The 20,427-nt window shown below is 34.5% G+C and carries 22 protein-coding genes; 8 read left to right on the top strand and 14 right to left on the bottom strand.

Annotated features, from left to right (window positions below; genetic code table 11):
* Positions 1-18: 18 nt before the first annotated feature.
* The 4 genes from spoVAD to B2C77_RS13130 all read right to left on the bottom strand — a co-directional run bounded on the left by spoVAD (position 19) and on the right by B2C77_RS13130 (position 2,516).
* Positions 19-1,020: a stage V sporulation protein AD gene (gene spoVAD / locus B2C77_RS13145; protein WP_077704566.1), complete on the bottom strand. Its 1,002-nt coding sequence runs from the start codon at positions 1,018-1,020 to the stop codon at positions 19-21.
* Complete coding sequence (spoVAC, locus tag B2C77_RS13140; RefSeq protein ID WP_073005463.1) at positions 1,020-1,499, bottom strand: stage V sporulation protein AC; 480 nt, start codon at positions 1,497-1,499, stop codon at positions 1,020-1,022. Before spoVAC ends, spoVAD begins: the two co-directional genes overlap by 1 nt.
* A gap of 16 nt (positions 1,500-1,515) precedes the next feature.
* Entirely contained in the window at positions 1,516-1,986 is a 471-nt protein-coding gene (locus B2C77_RS13135; RefSeq protein WP_141130722.1) for a hypothetical protein, read from the bottom strand.
* Between the two features lie 323 nt (positions 1,987-2,309).
* A complete protein-coding gene (locus tag B2C77_RS13130) occupies positions 2,310-2,516 on the bottom strand; it encodes a DUF1657 domain-containing protein (protein ID WP_073005461.1) in 207 nt (68 codons plus the stop codon).
* 236 nt (positions 2,517-2,752) lie between these two features.
* Between B2C77_RS13130 and B2C77_RS13125 the strand changes: the two genes are divergently transcribed.
* Positions 2,753-3,202 (top strand): hypothetical protein, encoded by a 450-nt coding sequence (locus B2C77_RS13125; protein WP_077704560.1) that lies wholly within the window; start codon positions 2,753-2,755, stop codon positions 3,200-3,202.
* Between the two features lie 75 nt (positions 3,203-3,277).
* Here B2C77_RS13125 and nfsA read toward each other — a convergent pair whose 3' ends face one another.
* Positions 3,278-4,033 carry an oxygen-insensitive NADPH nitroreductase gene (gene nfsA / locus B2C77_RS13120; protein ID WP_303046183.1) on the bottom strand — a complete coding sequence of 252 codons (756 nt, stop codon included), beginning with the start codon at positions 4,031-4,033 and terminating at the stop codon, positions 3,278-3,280.
* 203 nt (positions 4,034-4,236) lie between these two features.
* Here nfsA and B2C77_RS13115 point away from each other — a divergent pair, with 203 nt between their 5' ends.
* The 3 genes from B2C77_RS13115 (at position 4,237) to B2C77_RS13105 (ending at position 8,188) form a co-directional block, all read left to right on the top strand.
* Positions 4,237-4,647 (top strand): YwpF family protein, encoded by a 411-nt coding sequence (locus tag B2C77_RS13115; protein WP_077704555.1) that lies wholly within the window; start codon positions 4,237-4,239, stop codon positions 4,645-4,647.
* A gap of 208 nt (positions 4,648-4,855) precedes the next feature.
* Positions 4,856-6,220, top strand: coding sequence for a TrkH family potassium uptake protein (locus B2C77_RS13110; protein ID WP_077704553.1), 1,365 nt, complete (start codon positions 4,856-4,858; stop codon positions 6,218-6,220).
* A gap of 21 nt (positions 6,221-6,241) precedes the next feature.
* Positions 6,242-8,188 carry a bifunctional diguanylate cyclase/phosphodiesterase gene (locus B2C77_RS13105; protein WP_077704550.1) on the top strand — a complete coding sequence of 649 codons (1,947 nt, stop codon included), beginning with the start codon at positions 6,242-6,244 and terminating at the stop codon, positions 8,186-8,188.
* Positions 8,189-8,254: 66 nt separating this feature from the next.
* Here the strand turns inward: B2C77_RS13105 and B2C77_RS13100 are convergent, their stop codons facing one another.
* From B2C77_RS13100 to lepB, 4 genes are all read right to left on the bottom strand, one after another.
* The gene (locus B2C77_RS13100; RefSeq protein WP_073005450.1) at positions 8,255-8,404 is read right to left on the bottom strand and encodes a YjcZ family sporulation protein; all 150 of its coding nucleotides are present in this window, start codon (positions 8,402-8,404) and stop codon (positions 8,255-8,257) included.
* A 485-nt stretch (positions 8,405-8,889) separates the two neighbouring features.
* Positions 8,890-10,023, bottom strand: coding sequence for a S1C family serine protease (locus B2C77_RS13095; protein WP_077704548.1), 1,134 nt, complete (start codon positions 10,021-10,023; stop codon positions 8,890-8,892).
* 27 nt (positions 10,024-10,050) lie between these two features.
* Positions 10,051-11,154, bottom strand: a complete 1,104-nt coding sequence (locus tag B2C77_RS13090; protein ID WP_254843970.1) for a zinc ribbon domain-containing protein — start codon at positions 11,152-11,154, stop codon at positions 10,051-10,053.
* 726 nt (positions 11,155-11,880) lie between these two features.
* Positions 11,881-12,414 (bottom strand): signal peptidase I, encoded by a 534-nt coding sequence (gene lepB / locus B2C77_RS13085; protein ID WP_101934078.1) that lies wholly within the window; start codon positions 12,412-12,414, stop codon positions 11,881-11,883.
* Positions 12,415-13,066: 652 nt separating this feature from the next.
* On the opposite strand from lepB, the gene B2C77_RS13080 reads away from it, so the two are divergent.
* The gene (locus B2C77_RS13080; protein WP_077704539.1) at positions 13,067-13,246 is read left to right on the top strand and encodes an aspartyl-phosphate phosphatase Spo0E family protein; all 180 of its coding nucleotides are present in this window, start codon (positions 13,067-13,069) and stop codon (positions 13,244-13,246) included.
* Here the strand turns inward: B2C77_RS13080 and B2C77_RS13075 are convergent.
* A complete protein-coding gene (locus B2C77_RS13075) occupies positions 13,243-14,406 on the bottom strand; it encodes an aminotransferase A (RefSeq protein ID WP_077704536.1) in 1,164 nt (387 codons plus the stop codon). The genes B2C77_RS13080 and B2C77_RS13075 overlap by 4 nt on opposite strands.
* Positions 14,407-14,523: 117 nt before the next feature.
* On the opposite strand from B2C77_RS13075, the gene B2C77_RS13070 reads away from it, so the two are divergent.
* A complete protein-coding gene (locus B2C77_RS13070; protein ID WP_077704533.1) occupies positions 14,524-14,679 on the top strand; it encodes an FbpB family small basic protein in 156 nt (51 codons plus the stop codon).
* 97 nt (positions 14,680-14,776) lie between these two features.
* Here the strand turns inward: B2C77_RS13070 and B2C77_RS13065 are convergent, their stop codons facing one another.
* A complete protein-coding gene (locus tag B2C77_RS13065) occupies positions 14,777-15,679 on the bottom strand; it encodes a DMT family transporter (RefSeq protein ID WP_077704530.1) in 903 nt (300 codons plus the stop codon).
* A 648-nt stretch (positions 15,680-16,327) separates the two neighbouring features.
* Here B2C77_RS13065 and B2C77_RS13060 point away from each other — a divergent pair.
* On the top strand, positions 16,328-16,672 hold the full coding sequence (locus B2C77_RS13060) for a hypothetical protein (protein ID WP_077704527.1): 345 nt from the start codon (positions 16,328-16,330) through the stop codon (positions 16,670-16,672).
* A 292-nt stretch (positions 16,673-16,964) separates the two neighbouring features.
* On the opposite strand, the gene B2C77_RS13055 is transcribed toward B2C77_RS13060, so the two are convergent.
* From B2C77_RS13055 to B2C77_RS13045, 3 genes are all read right to left on the bottom strand, one after another.
* Entirely contained in the window at positions 16,965-17,168 is a 204-nt protein-coding gene (locus tag B2C77_RS13055; RefSeq protein ID WP_237342742.1) for a hypothetical protein, read from the bottom strand.
* A 171-nt stretch (positions 17,169-17,339) separates the two neighbouring features.
* Complete coding sequence (locus tag B2C77_RS13050) at positions 17,340-17,813, bottom strand: YkyB family protein (protein ID WP_077704524.1); 474 nt, start codon at positions 17,811-17,813, stop codon at positions 17,340-17,342.
* Positions 17,814-17,935: 122 nt separating this feature from the next.
* The gene (locus tag B2C77_RS13045; protein WP_077704521.1) at positions 17,936-18,790 is read right to left on the bottom strand and encodes a metallophosphoesterase; all 855 of its coding nucleotides are present in this window, start codon (positions 18,788-18,790) and stop codon (positions 17,936-17,938) included.
* A 348-nt stretch (positions 18,791-19,138) separates the two neighbouring features.
* Here B2C77_RS13045 and B2C77_RS13040 point away from each other — a divergent pair, with 348 nt between their 5' ends.
* Complete coding sequence (locus B2C77_RS13040) at positions 19,139-20,314, top strand: IS4 family transposase (RefSeq protein ID WP_077704518.1); 1,176 nt, start codon at positions 19,139-19,141, stop codon at positions 20,312-20,314.
* Positions 20,315-20,427: the final 113 nt, after the last annotated feature.

Below are 20,427 nucleotides of genomic sequence, written 5' to 3'. Positions count from 1 at the left end.
TACATATCACGTCCCGTTTTAAATTTCGATAGATACTGCATGGGCAATACACGGAATCGGATCATTTTGTTGTATGCTCATCGGAGAATGAAGTGCACCTGTTGCTACAATTAGTATTCGTTTCAATTCACCGGCTTTCATCCGATTGAGCAAATGTCCATATGTGACTACGGCTGAACAGGCGGTACCACTTGCGCCAGCTAACACCGGCTGTCCCTCGCGATATATGATTAAACCACAATCTACATATCTTTCCTCATCCATTGATAGTCCGCGATCGACAAGTAGATCATACGATATTTCTCTACCGATATGCCCTAAATCGCCTGTAGCAATTAAATCATAATAGTCAGGAGAAATGTTTCTATCTTGTATATGTTTTTCAATCGTATCTACGGCAGCTGGCGCCATCGCAGCGCCCATGTTAAACGGGTCTGTTATACCCATATCAATAACCTTGCCAATTGTAGCTGATGTAATAACGGGGCCTGTACCTTGTTGAGCAACTAAGGAACAACCTGCGCCAGTAACTGTCCATTGTGCGGTAGGAGGCTTTTGCCCGCCGTATTCTGTAGGGTAACGAAATTGTCGTTCCGCAGAGGCGTTATGGCTTGCTGTTCCACTTAAAATATAATTAGCTCCTTTATTATTGATGATCATAGCAGCTAGGGCTAAACTTTCCATAGAAGTGGCACACGCATTAAATAAACCAAAAAAAGGAAGGCCCAATGTTTTGGCAGCAAAATTTGTTGGTGTTATTTGATAAATTAAATCACCACTCATAAAAAATTGTACCTGTTCTTTTTCAATGGAACTTTTTTTTAGGGCAATTTGACAGGCTTCTTCCATTAATGTTTGTTGTGCTTTTTCAAATGAGGCTTGACCCAGCCACATATCATCATGCAATATGTCAAAGTCTTTCGGGATATTTCCATTAGCTTCAAATGGACCGCCTACTGTCCCAGTCGATATAATAACTGGTCGATTGGCGAATATCCATGTTTGATGTCCTTGGAGCATTATAACCCACCCCATTGGACTAAAATTGTTTTTATCAAAGCGACAACAAATGCTGAAAATACGCCGTAAACGATGACAGGACCTGCTAGTTTTAACATATTTGTACCAACTCCGAGGATAAATCCTTCCGTCCGATGTTCAATAGCCGAAGAAATGACTGCATTGCCGAAACCAGTAACTGGAACAGCTGAACCTGCACCGGCAAATTGTCCAATTCGATCATATACTCCAAATCCAGTAAGGAGCATCGTTATAAAAATTAAAGTAGCTACTGTTGGGTTTCCGGCGGTTTGCTCCGTGAAATGAAAGAAATACATATAAAAAGTAGAGATAAGCTGCCCAATGAAACAAATAAAACCGCCGACAAAAAAAGCTTTTAAGCAATTTTTTAATACAGGCCTTTTCACTTCTCTTTGCTGTTGAAATGTTTGATACTCCTGAACATCAGGTGGTAGATTTTTCTTTTTTTTATCCGCCATATTGTGTTCCCTCTCTCTACGTTTGTTCTTTAGAAAAATCAATAATTCGTTGTACTTCTTTTTGTACTTCTTTTTTACTGTACTGTTTTTTATTCAAGTTTTTTTCTAGTTTTCCTAATTCCATCATTATTTTTTTGTCTGCTGATAATTCTACTTTTAAATCAGGAAAGTTTTTTTGTAATTTTTTAGTTAGTTTTTTCTTGATATTTTGTAACTTAAAGCGTTGCATATGTTTTACTTCAACGGTTGCTAATAATTGCTTATCTGTATTGACTGCATGAATAGCATTTATTTCGGAGTTTTGTCGTAATAAGTCTTTTGCTTGATTGGATGGAGTTTGGTCAATAGGTTGGTTTCTAGATATTTTTGTTATATTAACCTCATCTTTTTCATTTTCCTTGGATGTCTCTAGTGTATTTGCTGTGTTACAACCAACAATCAGCAAAGATAAAACAACTATAGTTAGAAACTTAAAAACATGCATCATACCACCTGCTTTTTATCTTAAGTAAACAAAGCTTACATTATCACGTGTGTTAAAGGTAAACACTACAGCTTTCGCTATGACAAGCCAAGTCTTTCTAAAGGTGCTGGAAGACTCCTGCTTTCCAAAAGACGAAAATAGGAGATAACAGCACCTAAATGCATTTGATTTGTAAAAGGCTTTATCCTTGTACATAGTATGGTTTCCATAAAGAATGGATGGGGATATGCCAAGTTTTTTAGAATACAAACCTTAAGTAGGAGATGAAAGAAAACCTCCACGGATTGAAGAATTCACTTTATATTATCAGCTTTCGTTTATACAAATTAAAAACCTTTGTATTGTGGTTCTTCTTGTTCTAGTTGTTGAATACGTGGTTCAACACTTTTTAATATGGACATGGTTTGTTGCGCTGCATTTTCGTATAGTTGTTTTGCTTGTTTGTTTTCTGTTTGTAGGGCAAATTGTTCAAAACTTGCTTGCGCGCTTTTTAAACCAGCAATAGTTTGCTTCACTTGACTGGAGACAGTCATAAAAGATTCCTCCTTCTTCATACTCATCAATAATTAGAATGCGATAAATAAGTTTTAATTATACTGGGGAAATATTACCTTATATATCCAATTGCTGTAAAATCTATATTAGTTGCGCTTTTTTTGAGAAAAGATTAATTAGGAGAAAAATCCTTAGTATGAAAATATTTTAAAATAATGAAACTTTTTGTGGGGGAAAAACGTCATATATAGTAAGTGGGAGCAGGAGGATGCTTATGAAAAAAAAATCACTTTTATTAATTGTTGTTGGTGGAGTATTGTTTTTGATTATCTTCTATCTTGGCGTAGGAAACCGCGGTATTACCATTAAGGAGACGACTACGAGGTCCAAAGAGGTCGGTGATTTTATATTACATATTCATATCGCAAATGTAGACGAAGGAATTAAAGTATTTAGTTCCTTACAATATACAGGTGAAGGGACGGTAGAGGTCGAGCATCAGGACCCATTGGTATCTGTGGTATTGGGAGATGAGGATCACCAATATGAAAATGATATAACAATAAAGCAACTTAGCAATGGCAATATCTATCACCATCCGAATAGTAATAAAGTGTTTCGAATGGTAAAAGATTCTCCGTGCAAATTGTATTTTAAAGCAAAATTCAAAGTTAATAATGAAGAAATTATTATTGACCATAAGGAGATATTACAAGCATTATAGCCAGCATTCCTGACAGGAGGCTGGCTATTCGTTATAAAAAGCCGCAATATGTTGTGTCTACTTCGCTAATTGTTTTTAATCTGCTTGGTTGTTTATATTTTTCTCATGTAAAAACGTACCAACATCCATTCTAGTAGGGGTAGAAAATTTTCGAATCATTTGCTTTGACCAATTGTCATTTCGATTATTTTGTTTCCGTTTTTCATAATAGGAATGCAATTTTTTGTCGAAGTCTTTGATGAATGGTAATTGGTGTTTGAAAGTCTGGTAATGATTTTCATGATAGATCACATCAATTGGTAGACGAGGCTTTTGTTCTGGTTCATGATCAGGATAGCCCACAGCCATCCCAAACAAAGGAACGACTCTTTCTGGAAGCTGTAATAATTCGCTTACCTGATTGACATCATTTCGCAAGCTTCCTAAATAACAAATCCCTAGCCCTAAATCTTCTGCAGCAATCGCAGCATTTTGAGATGCTAACGCCGCATCGACCGTCATAACAATAAATTGTTCAGGGGACGCTAAACTTTGTTGCATTTGCTCTCTATCTTCTTGTGACCCTAATTGCTCGGTACGATGTAAATCACCACAAAACACAAATAAATGTCCATTGTTTTGCACATAAGATTGACCAGAGATAGCTGCAAGCTTCTCTTTTATACGTTCATCAGTCACACCAATAATGGTATATGCCATTACATAACTAGAAGTCGAAGCCATTTGAGCAGCTTCAACAATGGTTTGAATTTGTTCTTCTGTAAGCTTTTTATCTTTGAATTTACGTATAGATCGATGATTCATAATTGTTTGGATTGCTGAATGTGACAAATCAATTCTCCTTTTCCCTATAATCCTCTTTATCATAAGCGGTTATAATTTTAATTGTCAACGAAGTTAACTTAAAAAGAAAGTCATACCCATAAGCTTTTGTTTTTGGTACACTAACGATATACAAAAGAGATATCATTTTAAGCATGTTTTTAAAGCATCCCTAGCTATACATAGAATAAAAATACAAAGGAGGAAGGCTTATGAAGACATTTAAACTAAAATTATTAAATATCATGGAAGAAAAAAATGGAGAGATAATTCCTAATCAGATACCGTTATTAGATGGTTTAATTATTGATCGTGAGGATGAAAACAATCAGTGGACAATTGAAGTGTATACGGATAATTCATTTCAACCTTATTTTGAATGTTTGCAAAAAACAAAGTCGGAAATCTTACTTCAAGTAAAGATTTCTAAAGAAAGCAATGACATGGCTACATTCATCACTTCGATTATAGGGATAAATGAAATAGGGTCTAATATTAATGTTTTATTTGTAGGAAATATTGTCGATAAAAGAAAAGAGAATATCGAATTCTTATTAACTACATTAATTGAGGAAGGATACCAAGGTAAAGAATTGCTAGAGAAATTTAAGGAATTAACATAAAATAAAAGTTTTTCATCCAATACAGTAGAACTTGCGACTTAATTACTATATTACAAGCATTTTCAATATCTCCTTGATATAATATGGATATATTTGATTTCGCAAGTTTCCATTGTTAGTTGAGATGAAAGAGCTTAACGTACCTTAAAGCTTTGCTTGGTATATAGAGAGATTACTAATTTTGATAGTTAATAAGGAGTAAAAGGTTATGCATTACCAAAAACCAATTGTTCGCTGGGCAAGGAAGTTATCGCCGGTCCAGATTTTGTTATTGTTCTATTTTTTTGCTGTACTATTTTCAACTGTCATTTTATCTTTACCGATTGCGCATCAGGATGGGGTGGAAATACCTTTTATTGATGTGTTATTTACAGCTGTAAGTGCTTTAAGTGTAACTGGTCTAAGTTCCATAACAGTAGCAGATACATTAAGTACTACAGGAATTATTCTACTTGCTTGCATTCTTCAACTGGGGGCTGTAGGAGTAATGGCTATCAGTACATTTATATGGCTGTTGCTAGGAAAAAAGATTGGGCTAAAAGAAAGACGCTTAATCATGACGGATCAAAATCAATCCACGTTCGGAGGAATGGTGCGGTTAATTAAGCAAATCGTGTATGTATTACTAACAATAGAGTTAGTCGGCTTTCTTGTTTTAGGGACGTATTTCCTACAATATTTCGACTCAGCTAAAGAAGCTTACTTACATGGTATGTTTGGAACGATTAGTGCTATATCTAATGGCGGGTTTGATATTACTGGCTCCTCTTTAATCCCTTTTAAAGATGATTATTTTGTGCAGTTTATAAATATGTTGTTAATTATCTTTGGAGCTATTGGCTTCCCAGTACTAATTGAAGTAAAGGAATATTTATTTGCTGACTCGGATAAGCGTAAATTTATCCGTTTCAGCTTGTTTACAAAAGTTACGACCAGTACCTTTTTAGTTTTAATCGTTATTGGGGCAATGGGTATGTTTGTTCTTGATTTTCTCCACTTTTTTGCAGATAAATCTTGGCATGAAATTTTGTTTTACTCTTTGTTTCAATCTATTACAACTAGAAGTGGCGGCCTGTCAACCATGGATGTTAGTTTACTTTCAGAACCTAATCATTTGTTTATGTCGCTTTTAATGTTTATTGGAGCTTCCCCAAGCAGTGCGGGGGGAGGTATTCGAACAACGACCTTTATTTTAGTTGTTATTTTTATAGCAACATATGCTAGGGGAGGTAGAAGTATTCGGTTATTTAAGCGAGAGGTGTATGATGAAGACTTATTAAAAGCCGTTACGGTTACTCTAATGGCTTTAATACTTGTTTTTACTTCTATTATTTTCATATCGGTAGTTGAGCCGTTTACGCTAACAGAAATTCTGTTTGAAGTGACATCGGCTTTTGGAACGGTGGGGCTTTCATTAGGGATAACCAGTGAATTAACATCATTTAGTAAACTGATTTTAATGTTCTTAATGTTTATTGGACGAGTAGGTATTATTACATTTTTATTTATGTTTCGATCAAACAAACAGAGTGGCAATTATCATTATCCGAAAGAAAAATTAATTATCGGGTAAATGAAGTGAGGGGAGAATGGTATGCCAGAACAAGTGGAAATTTTCCCAATGACACAACAAGTGCTTGATCAATTAAGTGATGCGGTTTTGATTATCGATCAATATGGGGGCATTGTTGCTGGCAATGATACAGCAGATGAAATTTTAGGTGTTTCATCTGCTGTAGGTGAGCGTATAGATCGATATTTAAAATGCATCTCTTTAGAAGAATCCAATCAGTTAACATATGTAACACATGTTCATAAACAAATGATTGAAGTTACCGTATTACATGCAAGTGAAGGTGATCCTTACTATTTTGTGAAGCTAGTTCTTGTTTCTAAACAAATGCAAGAAATAAGAAAAAAGCTGGACACGTTCGCCACGGAGCATTTTAAAGGTACGATACTTTATGTTAAAAAAAATGGGGATATAATAGATGCTGACGCTTACAGCACGCATATGTTTCTTTACTCGAAGCAAGAACTCACGTCGTTATCGATACATAACCTTTTTCCACAAGTTTTTGAGAAGAGGCAATTAACTAAGAAGCAAGTGTTTCATGAACTGCAAGGAGTAACGAAAGAAGGCGGACTGCTTTTTGTTGAATTATTACAATATGATTTAAATGACACCATAGGCGTTTGTTTCTTAAAAGATGTAACAGAGCAAGTAACAAATAAAAATCGAATTGAGTACCTTGCTTATTATGATGAATTGACAGACTTGCCAAATCGTTATTATTTTGAATATGTACTAACAGAAGCAATTGAAAACAATGAGGAACAGCAATTTATTGTGGTTTATATGATCGATTTGGATTACTTTAAAGAAGTTAATGACATACTTGGTTATGCGGTAGGTGATGAATTAATCCGCCTTTGCGCTCTCCAATTGAAAAAATTTTTACATGTAGATACATTCATTGCAAGAATGAGTGGAGATAAATTTGTCATTATGCAAATAGGGATGAGGAATAAAAGGGCAGTAATTGAGTTTGCTAAGAAACTAATTCAAGCTTTTAAGAAGCCTATCACCATTAATGGATATGATATCTACACAACCGTAACAATCGGAATCAGCCTATTTCCTCATCATGGTACTACTGCTGAAGATTTAATAAAACACGCGAATTCTGCTATGTATGAAAGTAAAAATAATCAACGGAACAGCTACAAAATATTTGAATCAGCTATTTCTGAGAAATTTCAATCGACCGTAACACTAGAAAGTGAACTTCGGCAAGCATTTAAAGAAGATCAACTAGAGCTTCATTATCAGCCACAGGTCGATTTCAAAACAAATGAAATTATAGGAATGGAAGCTCTATTGCGCTGGAACCACCCAGAAAAAGGATATATTGCTCCTAGTGAATATATAGGTATCGCTGAGAAAACCGGTTTCATTATCGAAATTGGTGAATGGGTATTATATCAGGCTTGTAAACAAAATAAAAAATGGCAAGATCAAGGGTATAAACCAATTACAATTAGTGTTAATTTATCCGCTATACAATTTCACCAAAAAAAATTTTTACAAAAAGTAGAGCATATTTTAGATCAGACTGGATTATCACCAACTTATTTGGAATTAGAAATAACAGAGACGATGGCCATGACGAATGAAAAAACAGTTTTACATACTTTACGGGAGTTGCAAAATATAGGAATACCAGTATCGATTGACGATTTTGGGACTGGCTATTCTTCTTTAAAGTTGCTTAGTTTATTTCCAATTACGAAATTAAAAATAGATAAAATATTTATGGATCAAAGTCATGAAGAGAACCGCATGATTGTAAAATCAATTATTCAACTATGCCATTTACTGAATTTGAAAGTTGTTGCAGAGGGAGTAGAAACAGAAGAACAATTTGCCTTTTTAAAGGCGGAACAGTGCGACCAATTGCAAGGTTACTATTTCAGTAAAGCTTTACCATCCGAAGAAGTTGAACAGCTGTTACTTAAAAAGAACAATAAAGCAAATTGATATAAAATGAAATAAAAAAGAACAGCTTGTGCCTTAAGGAAGGCACAAGCTGTCTCCTTAACGTATTTAACAGTAAAATGCAGCACCTACAATGATTAATAAAATAAAAAGCACCACAATTAACGCAAAGTTGCTACCAGTTCCGCAACCGTAACCGTAGCCATAACCACCGTAGCCTGGGTTTCCACAGCCTCCGCCATATCCGAATCCCATCATTTCACCTCCTAATAATCTTACACTTATACCATATGCAATTAGGTAAGAAAAGTTTGGACGTTTATCCTAGATAATTGAAACACGCCTTAAGAGATGTATAGAATGACTGGATTTTACAAGACTTTTCTTTTGATTATAAGGGAGGCTAAAACCTACTTTACTGAATATATGCTACTGGAACAATAAGAGTTGACACAGAGAAAAAATTAGTATGTTTTAAACATTATTAGAAAGACTTGGCTTGTCGCCAAGTCTTACGGCGAATGGCATAGTTTTTCTTATACTATAAACATTTAAACTTTTATACTTTCCTATAGTGTAAATAAATCTTTATCAGTGGGAGTCCTTTCATCCCAACTAATTGTTTAGTAGCTTCAAGGTATGGTTTAAAGACCTTTTACGAAAAAAAGGTCTTTAAGTGCTGTTGGTCTTCCAGTTAGACTTGTCCAGCTTGTATTTGCCAATTTTGAAGACTACTTCAACTTTTATTTGTTAACTTTAATACTGGAAATTTTTGGTTGATCATTCTCATATTTTGTAGTAAATGTATATTCGTACAACTCTTTTTCAGATTTACCTTTATCTTCTACCCGCTTCTCAATGGTTATACTCAATGTAGATTGTACTTGATTATCCTCAGTGATGTTGCTTTTGGGTTCATCAAAAGCTACGTTAATAAAATCGACATAATCATTTCTAAAATCTTTATATGAAGTTTTAGAAAGCATATCATTTGCTAATAATGCATATGCATTTACGTAATCACGAAGTTCAATGCTATCAAGGAAGTAGGTAATTAAATACTCTGCGTCCTCTTTTAATTTCTTAGGATCTTTTTTACTTATAAGGTCAGAAGTGCGGGCAAAGTTCAATTCTTCCGTCTTTGCTTCATTTGACCATGCCTCAATTTGTTTAATGACATCTGTTATAGGAATGCTAAAACCAATAGATCCATCTTTTGTCCCTACAGAATTAATTCCAACAACATTTCCAGTCTTACGGTCAATTAAGGGGCCACCGCTATTTCCTTCTGCAATTTGAGCAGAGATTTGGTAGGCGTTTTTATAATGAAAGCCGTCCACGGACAAATCCCGTTCTTGTCCGGATATAATACCTAGAGTAACTGTATTTTGAAAGCCATGTGGACTACCTAAGGCAATGACTTCATCTCCAGTTTCCGGGGATTTATTTTTCTCTACATTCATAAAGGCTCCAGCAAGCTGAGGGACACGAATGACAGCAATATCCGTCTCCTTTCCTACCCCGACAACAGCGGCTGGATAAATTTGCGCATCTGCCGTTCTTACATAAATTACATCTGCATCTTTAATGACATGTGCATTCGTTATAATATCGCCTTGTTTATTATAAAGAAAGCCCGAACCTGTCAAGCTACTGTCTTCTGTTTGACTTTCAATTTGAATCACATTTTTTTCTGCTTCATGAATGATGGACTTTAAATTAAGCTCCTCATTACTTGTAGTTATTTGGTTGAGAACAGGGTTGCTAATCTGTATACGCTCCTGTTTCCATTGTTGATACATAGTAATAAGTAGAATAAACCCGATGAGAAGAATAATACTTGATAAAATAACCGGAATATATTTATTTTTTATCATGTGCTGCACCTCAATTGAAAAAGCAATTTATTTCGTATACCAAGCTATCGTCTCCACTTCAGCGGTTAACTCCTGATTAATATTTACATCATAATGGGTAAATTCAAAGTGGCCTGTTTCTTCAGGGTATAATTCTTCAGGATATACGTATACTTCATTTGTCAATATTGCTTCACCCTTATCCGTAGTAATGCTATATTGCACCCTAATGGAGTTAATAGGAATAGTTGCAACGCTTTGTACTTGTCCTTTTACTACAAGGTTTCCTTGATCATCTTTGGTTGTTTCAATTTGTTTCAGTTTAATAGCATCAGATTCATTCATTTGCTGTTCTTTATTTGCTGTATTCATTGCTTGTTCTATTCTACTTTGCTGTGCAGTTTCAAATGCTACTTTTTCTTTATCCACCGTTGTTTGTAAGCTTAACAACTTTTCTGAATCTGGTGCATATTTTAATCCGTCTTTGACGATAAGGTTGGCATCACTAAATTGGTTGTTCTTTAATTGCTCACTTGCTTTAGCAAACACAAAATTAACAATTTGCTCACGTATAATAGCTGTTAATTGTTCAGCTTCTTCAGTTTCAATGGATACAGCGTCCCAAAGCAATACTTTTAATTGATCTATTTCTGGTTCTTGTTTTAGTGCCTGTCTTAATTTCTCTATATTAATCTTGTTCCTTTGTTTTGTAACACGTTCAACCAACTTGTTTACAGCTTCACCATTATAATCTTGCAAACCTTTCTCTGATTCATTTAAAATTTCTAAGGCTTGTGTATATTTTTTTTCTTTAAGTAATTGTTCCGTTTTTTGTAGTGTTTGTTCCATCGACAAAGCTTGGTTCATAAAGGCTAAGGAAATTTCGGCTTGTTGGAAATTATCCTTCATATCAAGGGCGTCTTGTAATAAGGACTGTGCTGTTTTAAAATCCTGATCCAGTACCTTTTCTTCACCTTTTGTGTAATAATCTTTAGCTTTCGCAGTACGCATTTCCAAAGTGACATATAAAGAAATAACAAAAAATAATAAAATAACTGTAGATAGTATTGGTGATTTCCACCGTTTAAAAAAGTTTGGTTTACTACTAAGTCGATGATATCTATCTTCAGGAAGCATTCTTCCACATTTCATACAATACGTCTCATTTTCTTTTGTTAGAGTGCTACAATAAGGACAATGAAGCATGCAATCACCTGCTAATCTAGGATTTATCATGGATATACGGTGCTGTAAGATTCCACTTCACGAATTGGAAAAGCCTAAGTCTGACAAGTGTAAATTGGAGATAACAGCATCTTCACGCCAATACGTATAATAGCTTTTAGATATAAAAGTTTAAGATTACGTATAAGCAAAACGACAGCGTTTTTTCGCTATAAAGACTAGCATAAGTTTAAGTCTCTAGACAAGCCTTGGGGTGAAGGAACCATTCTACTTGTTTGTCATAACAACCATGTAATTATATTTTATCATATTTTTTCTTTCCAACGTTATTTAAAATTGGTATGATATACTGGAGTTGTATAGTGGGGGATTGTTCTTAAGTTTGACTAAAATGTAAACGTGTGGCAGTGAACTTTTGAACATTCGTACTTAAATATAGTACATGATTTAGGGGGTGCAACTGTTATATGGAAAATATGGAAATTACATTTGCGGTTATTTGTTTCGCCATTTTAATACTGAATCTTGGTTATTGTGTATTTGACAGTGAAAAGTAAATTCATGGTAAATTTACAACTAAAACATAACTTTTGAAGTGTATGGGGCATAAATATTTTAAGGGAAATTATGTTTGTGTTATGTTTCTGAATTGAATAAGAAAATAAGATAGAGCTGGACAATTATTATCCAGCTCTATCTTGTTAGTGTCCATTGATCAAATGGAAAAATTACAAACTCTGACCGTCCAATAATTTCATCTTCTTCAATGTAACCTAATCCATTACGACTATCCTTGCTGATGGCACGATTATCGCCCATTACGAAATAACTGCCTTCAGGAATTTTTTCTGGCCCATAATTACCAGATTGGCGTTGCACCTCTTCACTTAGAAAAGTTTGGTCATATCTTTCCCCGTTTATATAGAGACTACCATCGTTTATTTCAATTGTTTCCCCAGGCAGCCCAATAACACGTTTCACATAATTTTTATAAGGTTTTTCAATAATAACAATGTCTCCGCGTTCTGGCTCATCAAGAATATATATAAGCTTATTAAAAATTACTCTTTCACCGTTTTGGAGAGTGGGGTCCATGCTTTCTCCTTCAACAATAGATGTTGCGAAAATAAATGTTTTTATAAAGAAAGCAATTAAAATCGCAATAATAATTGCTTTTGCCCATTCTATCCATTCGTTTTTCTTGTTTGATTTTGTCACCGAAGACATCCTTTCCCAAAAAACATTTCACTAATATAGTAGCACAGAGATAGTAACTAAGCGAGCGTAAAAGCTTAAATTCATATTCATTTACCGGTAGAAACTCTTCGTATTAGCACTTTAACTAATTTATCCATGTTTTAATTCATTTGAAATTGGAAAAACAAGTAAGGACTAAAATAAATATTTGGCGTTTTTGAATAAGAATAAAGGCCTTTAGTCCTGTTATAAGTTGCAAAAATAACTACTGTTTCAATTGCATATGCGCTATTCTTTTTTAAAACTCGAATAGCGACAGGCCAAGCTTTTTAATAATTTACGAATAGCTAAAAGCTTGTCATATTCTGTCAACCTATGCTACATTTAATGCAAGTCTGTATTATATAAAAGTGATCATAAGGTAATTGTCTAATCAATATTACCATCCTCATGACTATTAGCTAGGCTATTTGCACTATGTTGCAAATTTTTATCTTGATATAATGTGCTGTAAGACTTTCTAAAAAGGAAGGCTGACGTTAATGAGTTCCATAAGTTTTCGATTTGTTTAAAGGGCTTTAGCACCTGACTTTTAGGCCATAAACCAACAAAGGTCGACTGCAAATTCAGAACGGGTTTGCTATGATATACTACAGAAAAAGGAGGTAGCTCTTTATCTACAATGAACACGACAGATGAATTATTAAAACGTATAGAATATTTACGGTACCGAATGACAGAAGTTGCTTTAGAGAAAGGCTTTACTAATTTAGAAGCCATTGAATTAAGTCAAGAATTAGACAAGTTACTAAACAAATATGATATGGAAAGACAATTTCAATCAAAGCATACGGAATATTAATCTAATGGGTGTTGTTGTAAATACGCTTCTAAACGATCTAGTCCTACATTTAGTGTATGCTTATCGTAGGCGTAAGAAAGTCGCATATATCCTTCCCCTAATCTCGAGAAGCTGTTACCAGGAACTAAAGCAACTCGTCCTTTTTTAACCAAATCTAGTCCAAAGGTGAATGAGCTCGTATTTGTGAATGGAAAATAAGGAAACATGTAAAATGCGCCATTTGGATTTGGGCAATGTAACCCCATTTTTTGTAATCTATCGTATACGTAGTCTCTTCGTTCATGGTAAGCTGCTTTCATTTTTTTTGTATCCTCTAACCCTTCAGTTAATGCTTCTAATGCTCCATATTGGCTGATAGAAGTTGCGCAAGACACATTGTATTGATGCACTTTTATCAACTCCTTCGAAATCCAGTCTGGGGCAAGTGTGTACCCAATTCGAAACCCTGTCATGGAATGCGATTTGGATACCCCATTAATGACAATCGTTTTCTCTTTCATACCGGAAAAACTCGCAATGGAAGTATGTGGATAGTCATAAGAAAGCTGACTATAGATTTCGTCAGCCAACACAAACAACTGTTGGTCTTTTAATACGTTTGCAAATGCTGCTAATTCCTCTTTGGTATAAGACACGCCAGTTGGATTGGACGGGTACGGGAGAATAACACATTTGGTTTTGGACGTAATATGTTCCTTTAAAATGTCTTTTGTCAATTTTAAATTTGTTTTCGTTGTATCCATATAGATGGGAATAGCACCAGCCAAACGGATTAATGGTTCATAGCCAGGATATATAGGCGCTGGTAGCAATACTTCATCACCAGGATTTAAAATGGTACGAAAAGTGATATCGATAGCTTGTGAAGCTCCTACGGTGACGATTACTTCATTTTCAGGCGAATAGGACAGTTCATAGTTTGATTCGTAAAAATGAGAAATAGCTTTACGTAATGGGAGTATACCAGCGTTATGTGTATAAGATGTATGGTTAGACATTAACGCTTGAATAGCTGCTTGTTTAATATGTTCAGGAGTTTGAAAATCTGGTTGACCTATAGTTAAAGATATAATATCGTCTTCCGTTGAAACCATATTAAAGAATTTACGAATGCCTGATATTTCTATTTCTTTTACATGTTTATTCAATAAGTGTTGCATAAAATAACCTCCGACAGTAAAATTGGTTTAATTGTTAAAAAATATTTAAAAATTTGTGATCTAGTGTATATAAAAATAGGGTATACTTATAGTACAAGTATAAAAGGAGTGTATCATATGAGACCTAAAACGTTAAATTTTGAGCAATTAGTAAAGAAAAATAAGCAAGAATTGCTTGAAGATGAGCATAGTATAACACGGATTGAAAAGAAGTTAGAAAGCAAACAGATCGAACTAGTAGAAAAAAAGCGAGATAAGAAAGTAAGTTTATAAATGAACCAGAAAAATTGGTTTTAATATTCAGACTGTTTTTTCTGTTCTTAAAAAACGAAACAGAAAAACAGTCTTTCAGAAAAAGAATACTAGCTTGTTAGCCTGCTTTTTTTATAAAGCTAGCCTTCTTTTTTGGTTGATGTTGCATCAATAGAATGGTCCCTAAAATAATAACCATGCCAATAATTTGTTGGAAGGTAAAAGTCTCTTTGAAAATAAAGATACCGATTATCATAGCAACTACTGGTTCAACAGTGGTTAAGATAGATGCTTTAGAGGCTTCAATATCTTTTAACCCCCACGTATAAATAATATACGCAAAAGCAGTTGGTAAAAATCCAAGACCAAATGCATAAAGAATAACGGTGGGGTGTAGCAGTAACATTCCTTTTTCTGCAAAAGGGAAAAAAGGGGTCAGCGCAATGGCTGATGTAACAAAAGTATATGTAGTAATACTAAGGGTTGAATATTTTTTTAATGCAAACTTACTAAAAATGCTGTATAAAGCGTAGCCGAAACCAGCTCCTAACCCAAATAGAACTGCTTGGAAAGATACAGCATTCATATTTGATGGAAAGAATTCAATAACTAAAGAAACACCAAGGAAAGTAAATAGTAAAGCAGCTATTTTTTCTTTGTTTAAGGTTTCTTTTAAGAAAAAGGTCGACAGGATTACTACGAAAGCAGGACCTGTATATAAAAGAGCGGTTGCTACAGGAATGGTGGTAAGTTCCATTGTAGTAAATAAACAAAAATTAAAAAAAGAAATACTTAAAATGCCTGTTCCAATAAAGTATTGAATATCTTTTACAGTTCGCAATTTTAATTGCTCTTTAGCAAACAGAAGTAAGTAAACAACCAGCATTATTGCTGCTGTCCATGCTCGTAAAATAACCACCTCTATAGGGGAAAATCCATAATCATAGAGTTGGTTCACATACCATCCAATCGTACCCCATAATGCAGCCCCAAGTATAATGAATATATATGCTTTCTTCAAAGCTAACCCCCGTTTTAGATGTGACATAGTTTACAATAACTTATTAACACGATAAGAAACCATCGTGACTCGCTCGAGAGCGCAAGCCACTCTATCATGAAAACTTTTGCTTTATAATGTTTAGATTCTTAAAGTATTGCCTCAAATTATATTGTAAACAGAGTTTTTTCATACAAAGTATAAATGCATCTTTAATCATGGGAGATTTACTCATTCCAAATGATTATTAGTACTGCAAGGATAGGAACGAACCTCTTACAAATAAAGAGGTTTCAGTGCTGTTATCTTCCATTTAGATTGCATCTCTCCATTCTTGAAGCGGGAGCCTTAAAAGCCCCTTATATCCATATCAAATTGTATGGAAACCACCTTCAACATATTATATCAGAAATCAATTAAAAATTTAATCTATTCAAAATATAAATATTGGAATAGATGATTGCATCCCATTCTTGTTCACTTTATAAACTTTTAGCACATAATCACTGTGCATACGGGTTGGATGAAAAAATAAACGCTTTATCATCGCGTGCTTATTGAAGTTGCGTTTTGTTCTCGCCTTTTAAAAAAAATAGTAGGATGCTATAAAACCGGGTTATTCCGATGTATGCTAGTCATTAAAGTTGGCAAAGATAATAGGGGATAAATATGCAACGGAAAGGCTTGGATTACATGGATTTCATTTTAGAAATACTAGACCCATTAAGACTGGATAGGAAGTATTGGTATATCATTTTTCTAGTTAGTTTGTTCAGTTTTATTTATTTTATTTCACGGTCATTTATTCGATGGATAATTCATCGTAAAGCATTGTTACTTCTTTCTTATATTATTATTAGTTTATTCGTTCTCTCTACCTATTTTGCAATCAGCTTGCTAAATGGCGGAATTAATATTAGTTTTTTTCAGTCTTTTCCGCTAATTATGCAATCATTAGCTGCTTTTGGTTTAATACTAATTTTTAAAGCTATGATCAGAAGTTGGTTGAAATAAATGTTAACGATTCCGCTATAAACAAGCATGTTGTCATCCTTCATTTGGCAAATTAAAGTGCGAAGGCTTTAGCCATAAGACTTGGTGACAAGCCAAGTTTTTCTAACGTTCATTCGTAAGATGATTAGCCTTTAAGCTGTCAATGTTGTAAATGATCATTTGTTGTTTTACATATTCAGCTTCTTAAACTCAGCTTGCCTATAATCGATCAAACCTTTACAGCAAAAGCGATAATTGCATATGAAAACCATGATTCTTATACTTTGCTATAGGGGAGACACCGTACGCCCGTCTATCTACTGTTTTTATCTTGAAGATTTTCAAGCCATTGAAATACAGGATGGTGGATCCGCTCAGGATTGGTAATTTCTTCTGGAGCTGCATGGATAACAACTTGTTTTTCTTCTCCTGATAGTTTTTCAAATTTGTCTTTTAAAGCATGGGTTTGCGTAGCATACTTATGAAGTTCATACATGAAATCATTATATTCCATCATATAATTATCCTCTCCTTTTAAAACAAAACATTACAACACCTTACAATTGCTCTTGTATATGTTATACCTTGTTGAGAAGAAGTTAAAACATACAATAATTGTAAGCATCTTAGTGGGGATAATTTATATTTGTAAAGTTAACGCATTAAGCTATCGTATAAAGTATACTCATTAATGACGATGTGTTTTTTTTGCCCAGTTCATTTTACCTAAAGATGATGGAGTGTAATAGGGAGAGCTTCGTTTGCTAACCCTTTTTGTTTTTTGAGAAGATTTGTTTACTTTCCAATTCAAGTAACTGTAAATTATTTTTTTTGCTTCTGATAAAGACATTTTTGTTTGGGGGTTACGGTAACTCTCATCCAATTCTCCTAAATGCTGTAATTCTTTGAAATCATCTTTCGTTGGAGGTACATGAAAATAGTAATTAGCAACTTGAACGAGTAGAGTGGAATGCTGATTACTATATTTAGGGTGTTTAGAGAAGTGTAAACCCACCTTTTTTGCTAAATTCTTTTTAAGTAACTCGTTTATCGTTGCTTTTTTTATATAATATAAGTGTTTTGGATCAGGAGCTGTTTTTGCGTGTCGGTTAACTGTATAAATTGCTTTTGCTAGATCGTCAAGTTGCTCTGATTCATTCATCCTATGTGCTCCTCCTTAGGAAATTAAGTTGTCTATATCCTATCGTAACAAGTAACTAGATGCAAGGGAAGTAGTGTAAAAGAGTGTATATAACAGTTTCATTGAAGTAAATTTCCCCTTATCTAAACCTTTGATTTCAATGTGTACATATTAATTTCTGGTTTACATAGAAATCGAAAGGGGAGTCGAGTCGTACCTATGCCGCTGCTGACAAACAACTGAAAACGGCCTTCATTCAAGGTGTATTTCCCTTGTACATAATTTTCAGCATATGCTGGGCTGTAAAGATGACCTATAAATGGAAAGCGAATTTGTCCACCGTGACTGTGTCCTGATAGCTGCAAGTCTATTGGATGGTTTTTGGCTTTATCTGCGAAGTCCGGTTCATGAGCCAGTAAAACGGTAAAGAGGTTCGTATTCACTTGCGCTAGAGTTTGGTTAATATTTGGTTTGCCTAACATCAAATCATCAATGCCAGCTAAATTAAATGCAGCATCCTTTAATTTAATTGAAACACAACTATTTTGCAATAGTTGAAAGCCTGCTTTTTCCATTACATTATAAACAACTTCTGTTCCATACCCACCATGATCATGGTTTCCGTAAATCCAAAACTTTCCTTTTGTAGCTTGCAACCCTTTCAATATATCAATTATGGTATTATCCCAATGAAAATTTTGAGGCTCATCCACTAGGTCACCAGTAAACACAATTAAATCGGCTTGTAACCCATTGATTTTTGTTACTAACTCTTTTAATTGCTCTAATGTGTAATGAAAACCAATATGCGTATCTGAAAATTGAACGATTTTGAATTGGTCAAACGCTTTTGGAATTTTACTAGACGCAACCGTATTTTTATTTACGTGGAGTAAAATAGGTTCGACATCTTTAGCGTAGTAAAACGTTCCTCCACTTAAACCTAACAAAGTAAATAAACTACCGAGGGATTTTTTTAGAAAAGACCTTCTATTCATATGTGACAAACCTTTCTCGCACTATAGGAAAGTATAAAAATTTATAGTATATATAAAACGACGGCGCTTTTTCGCCTATAGAGTTTGGCTATCAGCCAGGTTTTCTAACATTCATTAGATTAAAATTATAACATGAAAATAGGAAAATAGAATCCAATTTCAATTATATTTGTACTAGTCTAGGAAATTATCACTAGCGTTGCATAAACTTTTTATAAAGTAGTCAAGAAAAAACAACTCGTGTCAATACTAAGAATAATAGGAATTATCAATACAAAAACGCATAAAAAAACCTTATAATTAGGGAATGGTAGTCCTGTCCAAATCCCAAATTATAAGGAGTCTTTCATGGACAATCATACCATAAAAATGGTATTCAAGGAATACATTCATCCATTAGATACAAAAGTTATTCAAAAAATGATTGATATGGAAGGGGTAGACAAGTATGTGAAAAAGCTAGATACCATTGCCTATATTCGCTTATTTATTTACGCACAACTTAAAAAATCAGAAAATCTTGCAGTAATCAGTCAGTCTGTTTCACGCAAAAAAACGGTGCAGCGATTAGTAGGTATAGACAGTATCAGTAAGTCACAACTCTCGCGTAAGAATAGACAAATCCCACATGAAATACCAGAAGCTATTCTTCGTCATCTCATTCAAAAGGTACAGTATACACTAGGACCTGTGAAAGCAGGAAAGGCATTGCTTCAGCTGCATTTGATTGATTCATCGACTATTTCCATGTGTCTTAGTGGCTATGAATGGGCTGATTTTCGAGAAACAAAAGCCGGGATTAAAATGCACACTTCAATTAGGTTGTGCAATGATACGCTCTCGCTAGATAAGATGATTCTAACGCCAGCCCGACCAGCGGATGAGACACAGCTGGATGAATTAATTGTTTATCAGTTAGATGTGCTTCATGTATTCGATCGCGGGTACTTCAACTTTGCGAAGTTCGATGCCTATTCGGAAAAAGGAATAAAATTTGCAACGCGTATCAAAGCCAATACAGTGGTACACGTCGTGGAAGAGTTACTCGTGGATCCATCTTCTCCCATCACACGCCATGCCATGGTGACAATCGGAAACATGAAACATCCATTACAATTGATAGAGACAACAGATAGTAATGGCAAGCCTATTCGGATTGTGTGTAACGACGCCAAGCGCAGTGCGCAAGAAATCAGCGATATCTACCGAAACCGCTGGAAAATAGAGTTGTTTTTCAAATGGATCAAGCAACACTTGGTCATTACAACATTATATGGTAAGAGTGAAAATGCCGTTTATAATCAAGTCTATCTTGCAATGATTACCTTTTTCCTGATCATCCTAATGAAAAATAAAATAGGTTTCAAAGGAACCTTGCTGGAAATGTTGCGTTGGATAAAGGATGGTTACGATCAATCCATGGCAACCTTTATTTTGAAAGTGCGTAAAGAACCAGAGCGAGAGTCCAGTGGACGACGAAGGTGGGACAATGAGCGAATTTTTGCAGAGACCCTAGCACAATAGGAGACAGGAGACGTGTTACACTTAGATGATTTAACATACGATCCATTCGTTTAAAAGTATATACTATTCAAAAAATGGATGAAGGGCTACCTCTCATGCCTGTTGTCTTTTTT

The organism is Virgibacillus dokdonensis, assembly GCF_900166595.1.
Classification (GTDB): domain Bacteria; phylum Bacillota; class Bacilli; order Bacillales; family Amphibacillaceae; genus Virgibacillus; species Virgibacillus dokdonensis.
Note: the sequence above shows the minus strand (reverse complement) of the source record. Positions and strands in the feature narration are given on the sequence as shown.

Coding starts and splice junctions, on each gene's coding strand:
- spoVAD (WP_077704566.1), bottom strand. CDS start 1,020: ATGCTCCAAGGACATCAAACATGGATATTCGCCAATCGACCAGTTATT.
- spoVAC (WP_073005463.1), bottom strand. CDS start 1,499: ATGGCGGATAAAAAAAAGAAAAATCTACCACCTGATGTTCAGGAGTAT.
- B2C77_RS13135 (WP_141130722.1), bottom strand. CDS start 1,986: ATGATGCATGTTTTTAAGTTTCTAACTATAGTTGTTTTATCTTTGCTG.
- B2C77_RS13130 (WP_073005461.1), bottom strand. CDS start 2,516: ATGACTGTCTCCAGTCAAGTGAAGCAAACTATTGCTGGTTTAAAAAGC.
- B2C77_RS13125 (WP_077704560.1), top strand. CDS start 2,753: ATGAAAAAAAAATCACTTTTATTAATTGTTGTTGGTGGAGTATTGTTT.
- B2C77_RS13115 (WP_077704555.1), top strand. CDS start 4,237: ATGAAGACATTTAAACTAAAATTATTAAATATCATGGAAGAAAAAAAT.
- B2C77_RS13110 (WP_077704553.1), top strand. CDS start 4,856: ATGCATTACCAAAAACCAATTGTTCGCTGGGCAAGGAAGTTATCGCCG.
- B2C77_RS13105 (WP_077704550.1), top strand. CDS start 6,242: ATGCCAGAACAAGTGGAAATTTTCCCAATGACACAACAAGTGCTTGAT.
- B2C77_RS13100 (WP_073005450.1), bottom strand. CDS start 8,404: ATGATGGGATTCGGATATGGCGGAGGCTGTGGAAACCCAGGCTACGGT.
- B2C77_RS13095 (WP_077704548.1), bottom strand. CDS start 10,023: ATGATAAAAAATAAATATATTCCGGTTATTTTATCAAGTATTATTCTT.
- B2C77_RS13090 (WP_254843970.1), bottom strand. CDS start 11,154: ATGAAATGTGGAAGAATGCTTCCTGAAGATAGATATCATCGACTTAGT.
- lepB (WP_101934078.1), bottom strand. CDS start 12,414: ATGTCTTCGGTGACAAAATCAAACAAGAAAAACGAATGGATAGAATGG.
- B2C77_RS13080 (WP_077704539.1), top strand. CDS start 13,067: ATGAACACGACAGATGAATTATTAAAACGTATAGAATATTTACGGTAC.
- B2C77_RS13075 (WP_077704536.1), bottom strand. CDS start 14,406: ATGCAACACTTATTGAATAAACATGTAAAAGAAATAGAAATATCAGGC.
- B2C77_RS13070 (WP_077704533.1), top strand. CDS start 14,524: ATGAGACCTAAAACGTTAAATTTTGAGCAATTAGTAAAGAAAAATAAG.
- B2C77_RS13060 (WP_077704527.1), top strand. CDS start 16,328: ATGCAACGGAAAGGCTTGGATTACATGGATTTCATTTTAGAAATACTA.
- B2C77_RS13055 (WP_237342742.1), bottom strand. CDS start 17,168: ATGATGGAATATAATGATTTCATGTATGAACTTCATAAGTATGCTACG.
- B2C77_RS13050 (WP_077704524.1), bottom strand. CDS start 17,813: ATGAATGAATCAGAGCAACTTGACGATCTAGCAAAAGCAATTTATACA.
- B2C77_RS13045 (WP_077704521.1), bottom strand. CDS start 18,790: ATGAATAGAAGGTCTTTTCTAAAAAAATCCCTCGGTAGTTTATTTACT.
- B2C77_RS13040 (WP_077704518.1), top strand. CDS start 19,139: ATGGACAATCATACCATAAAAATGGTATTCAAGGAATACATTCATCCA.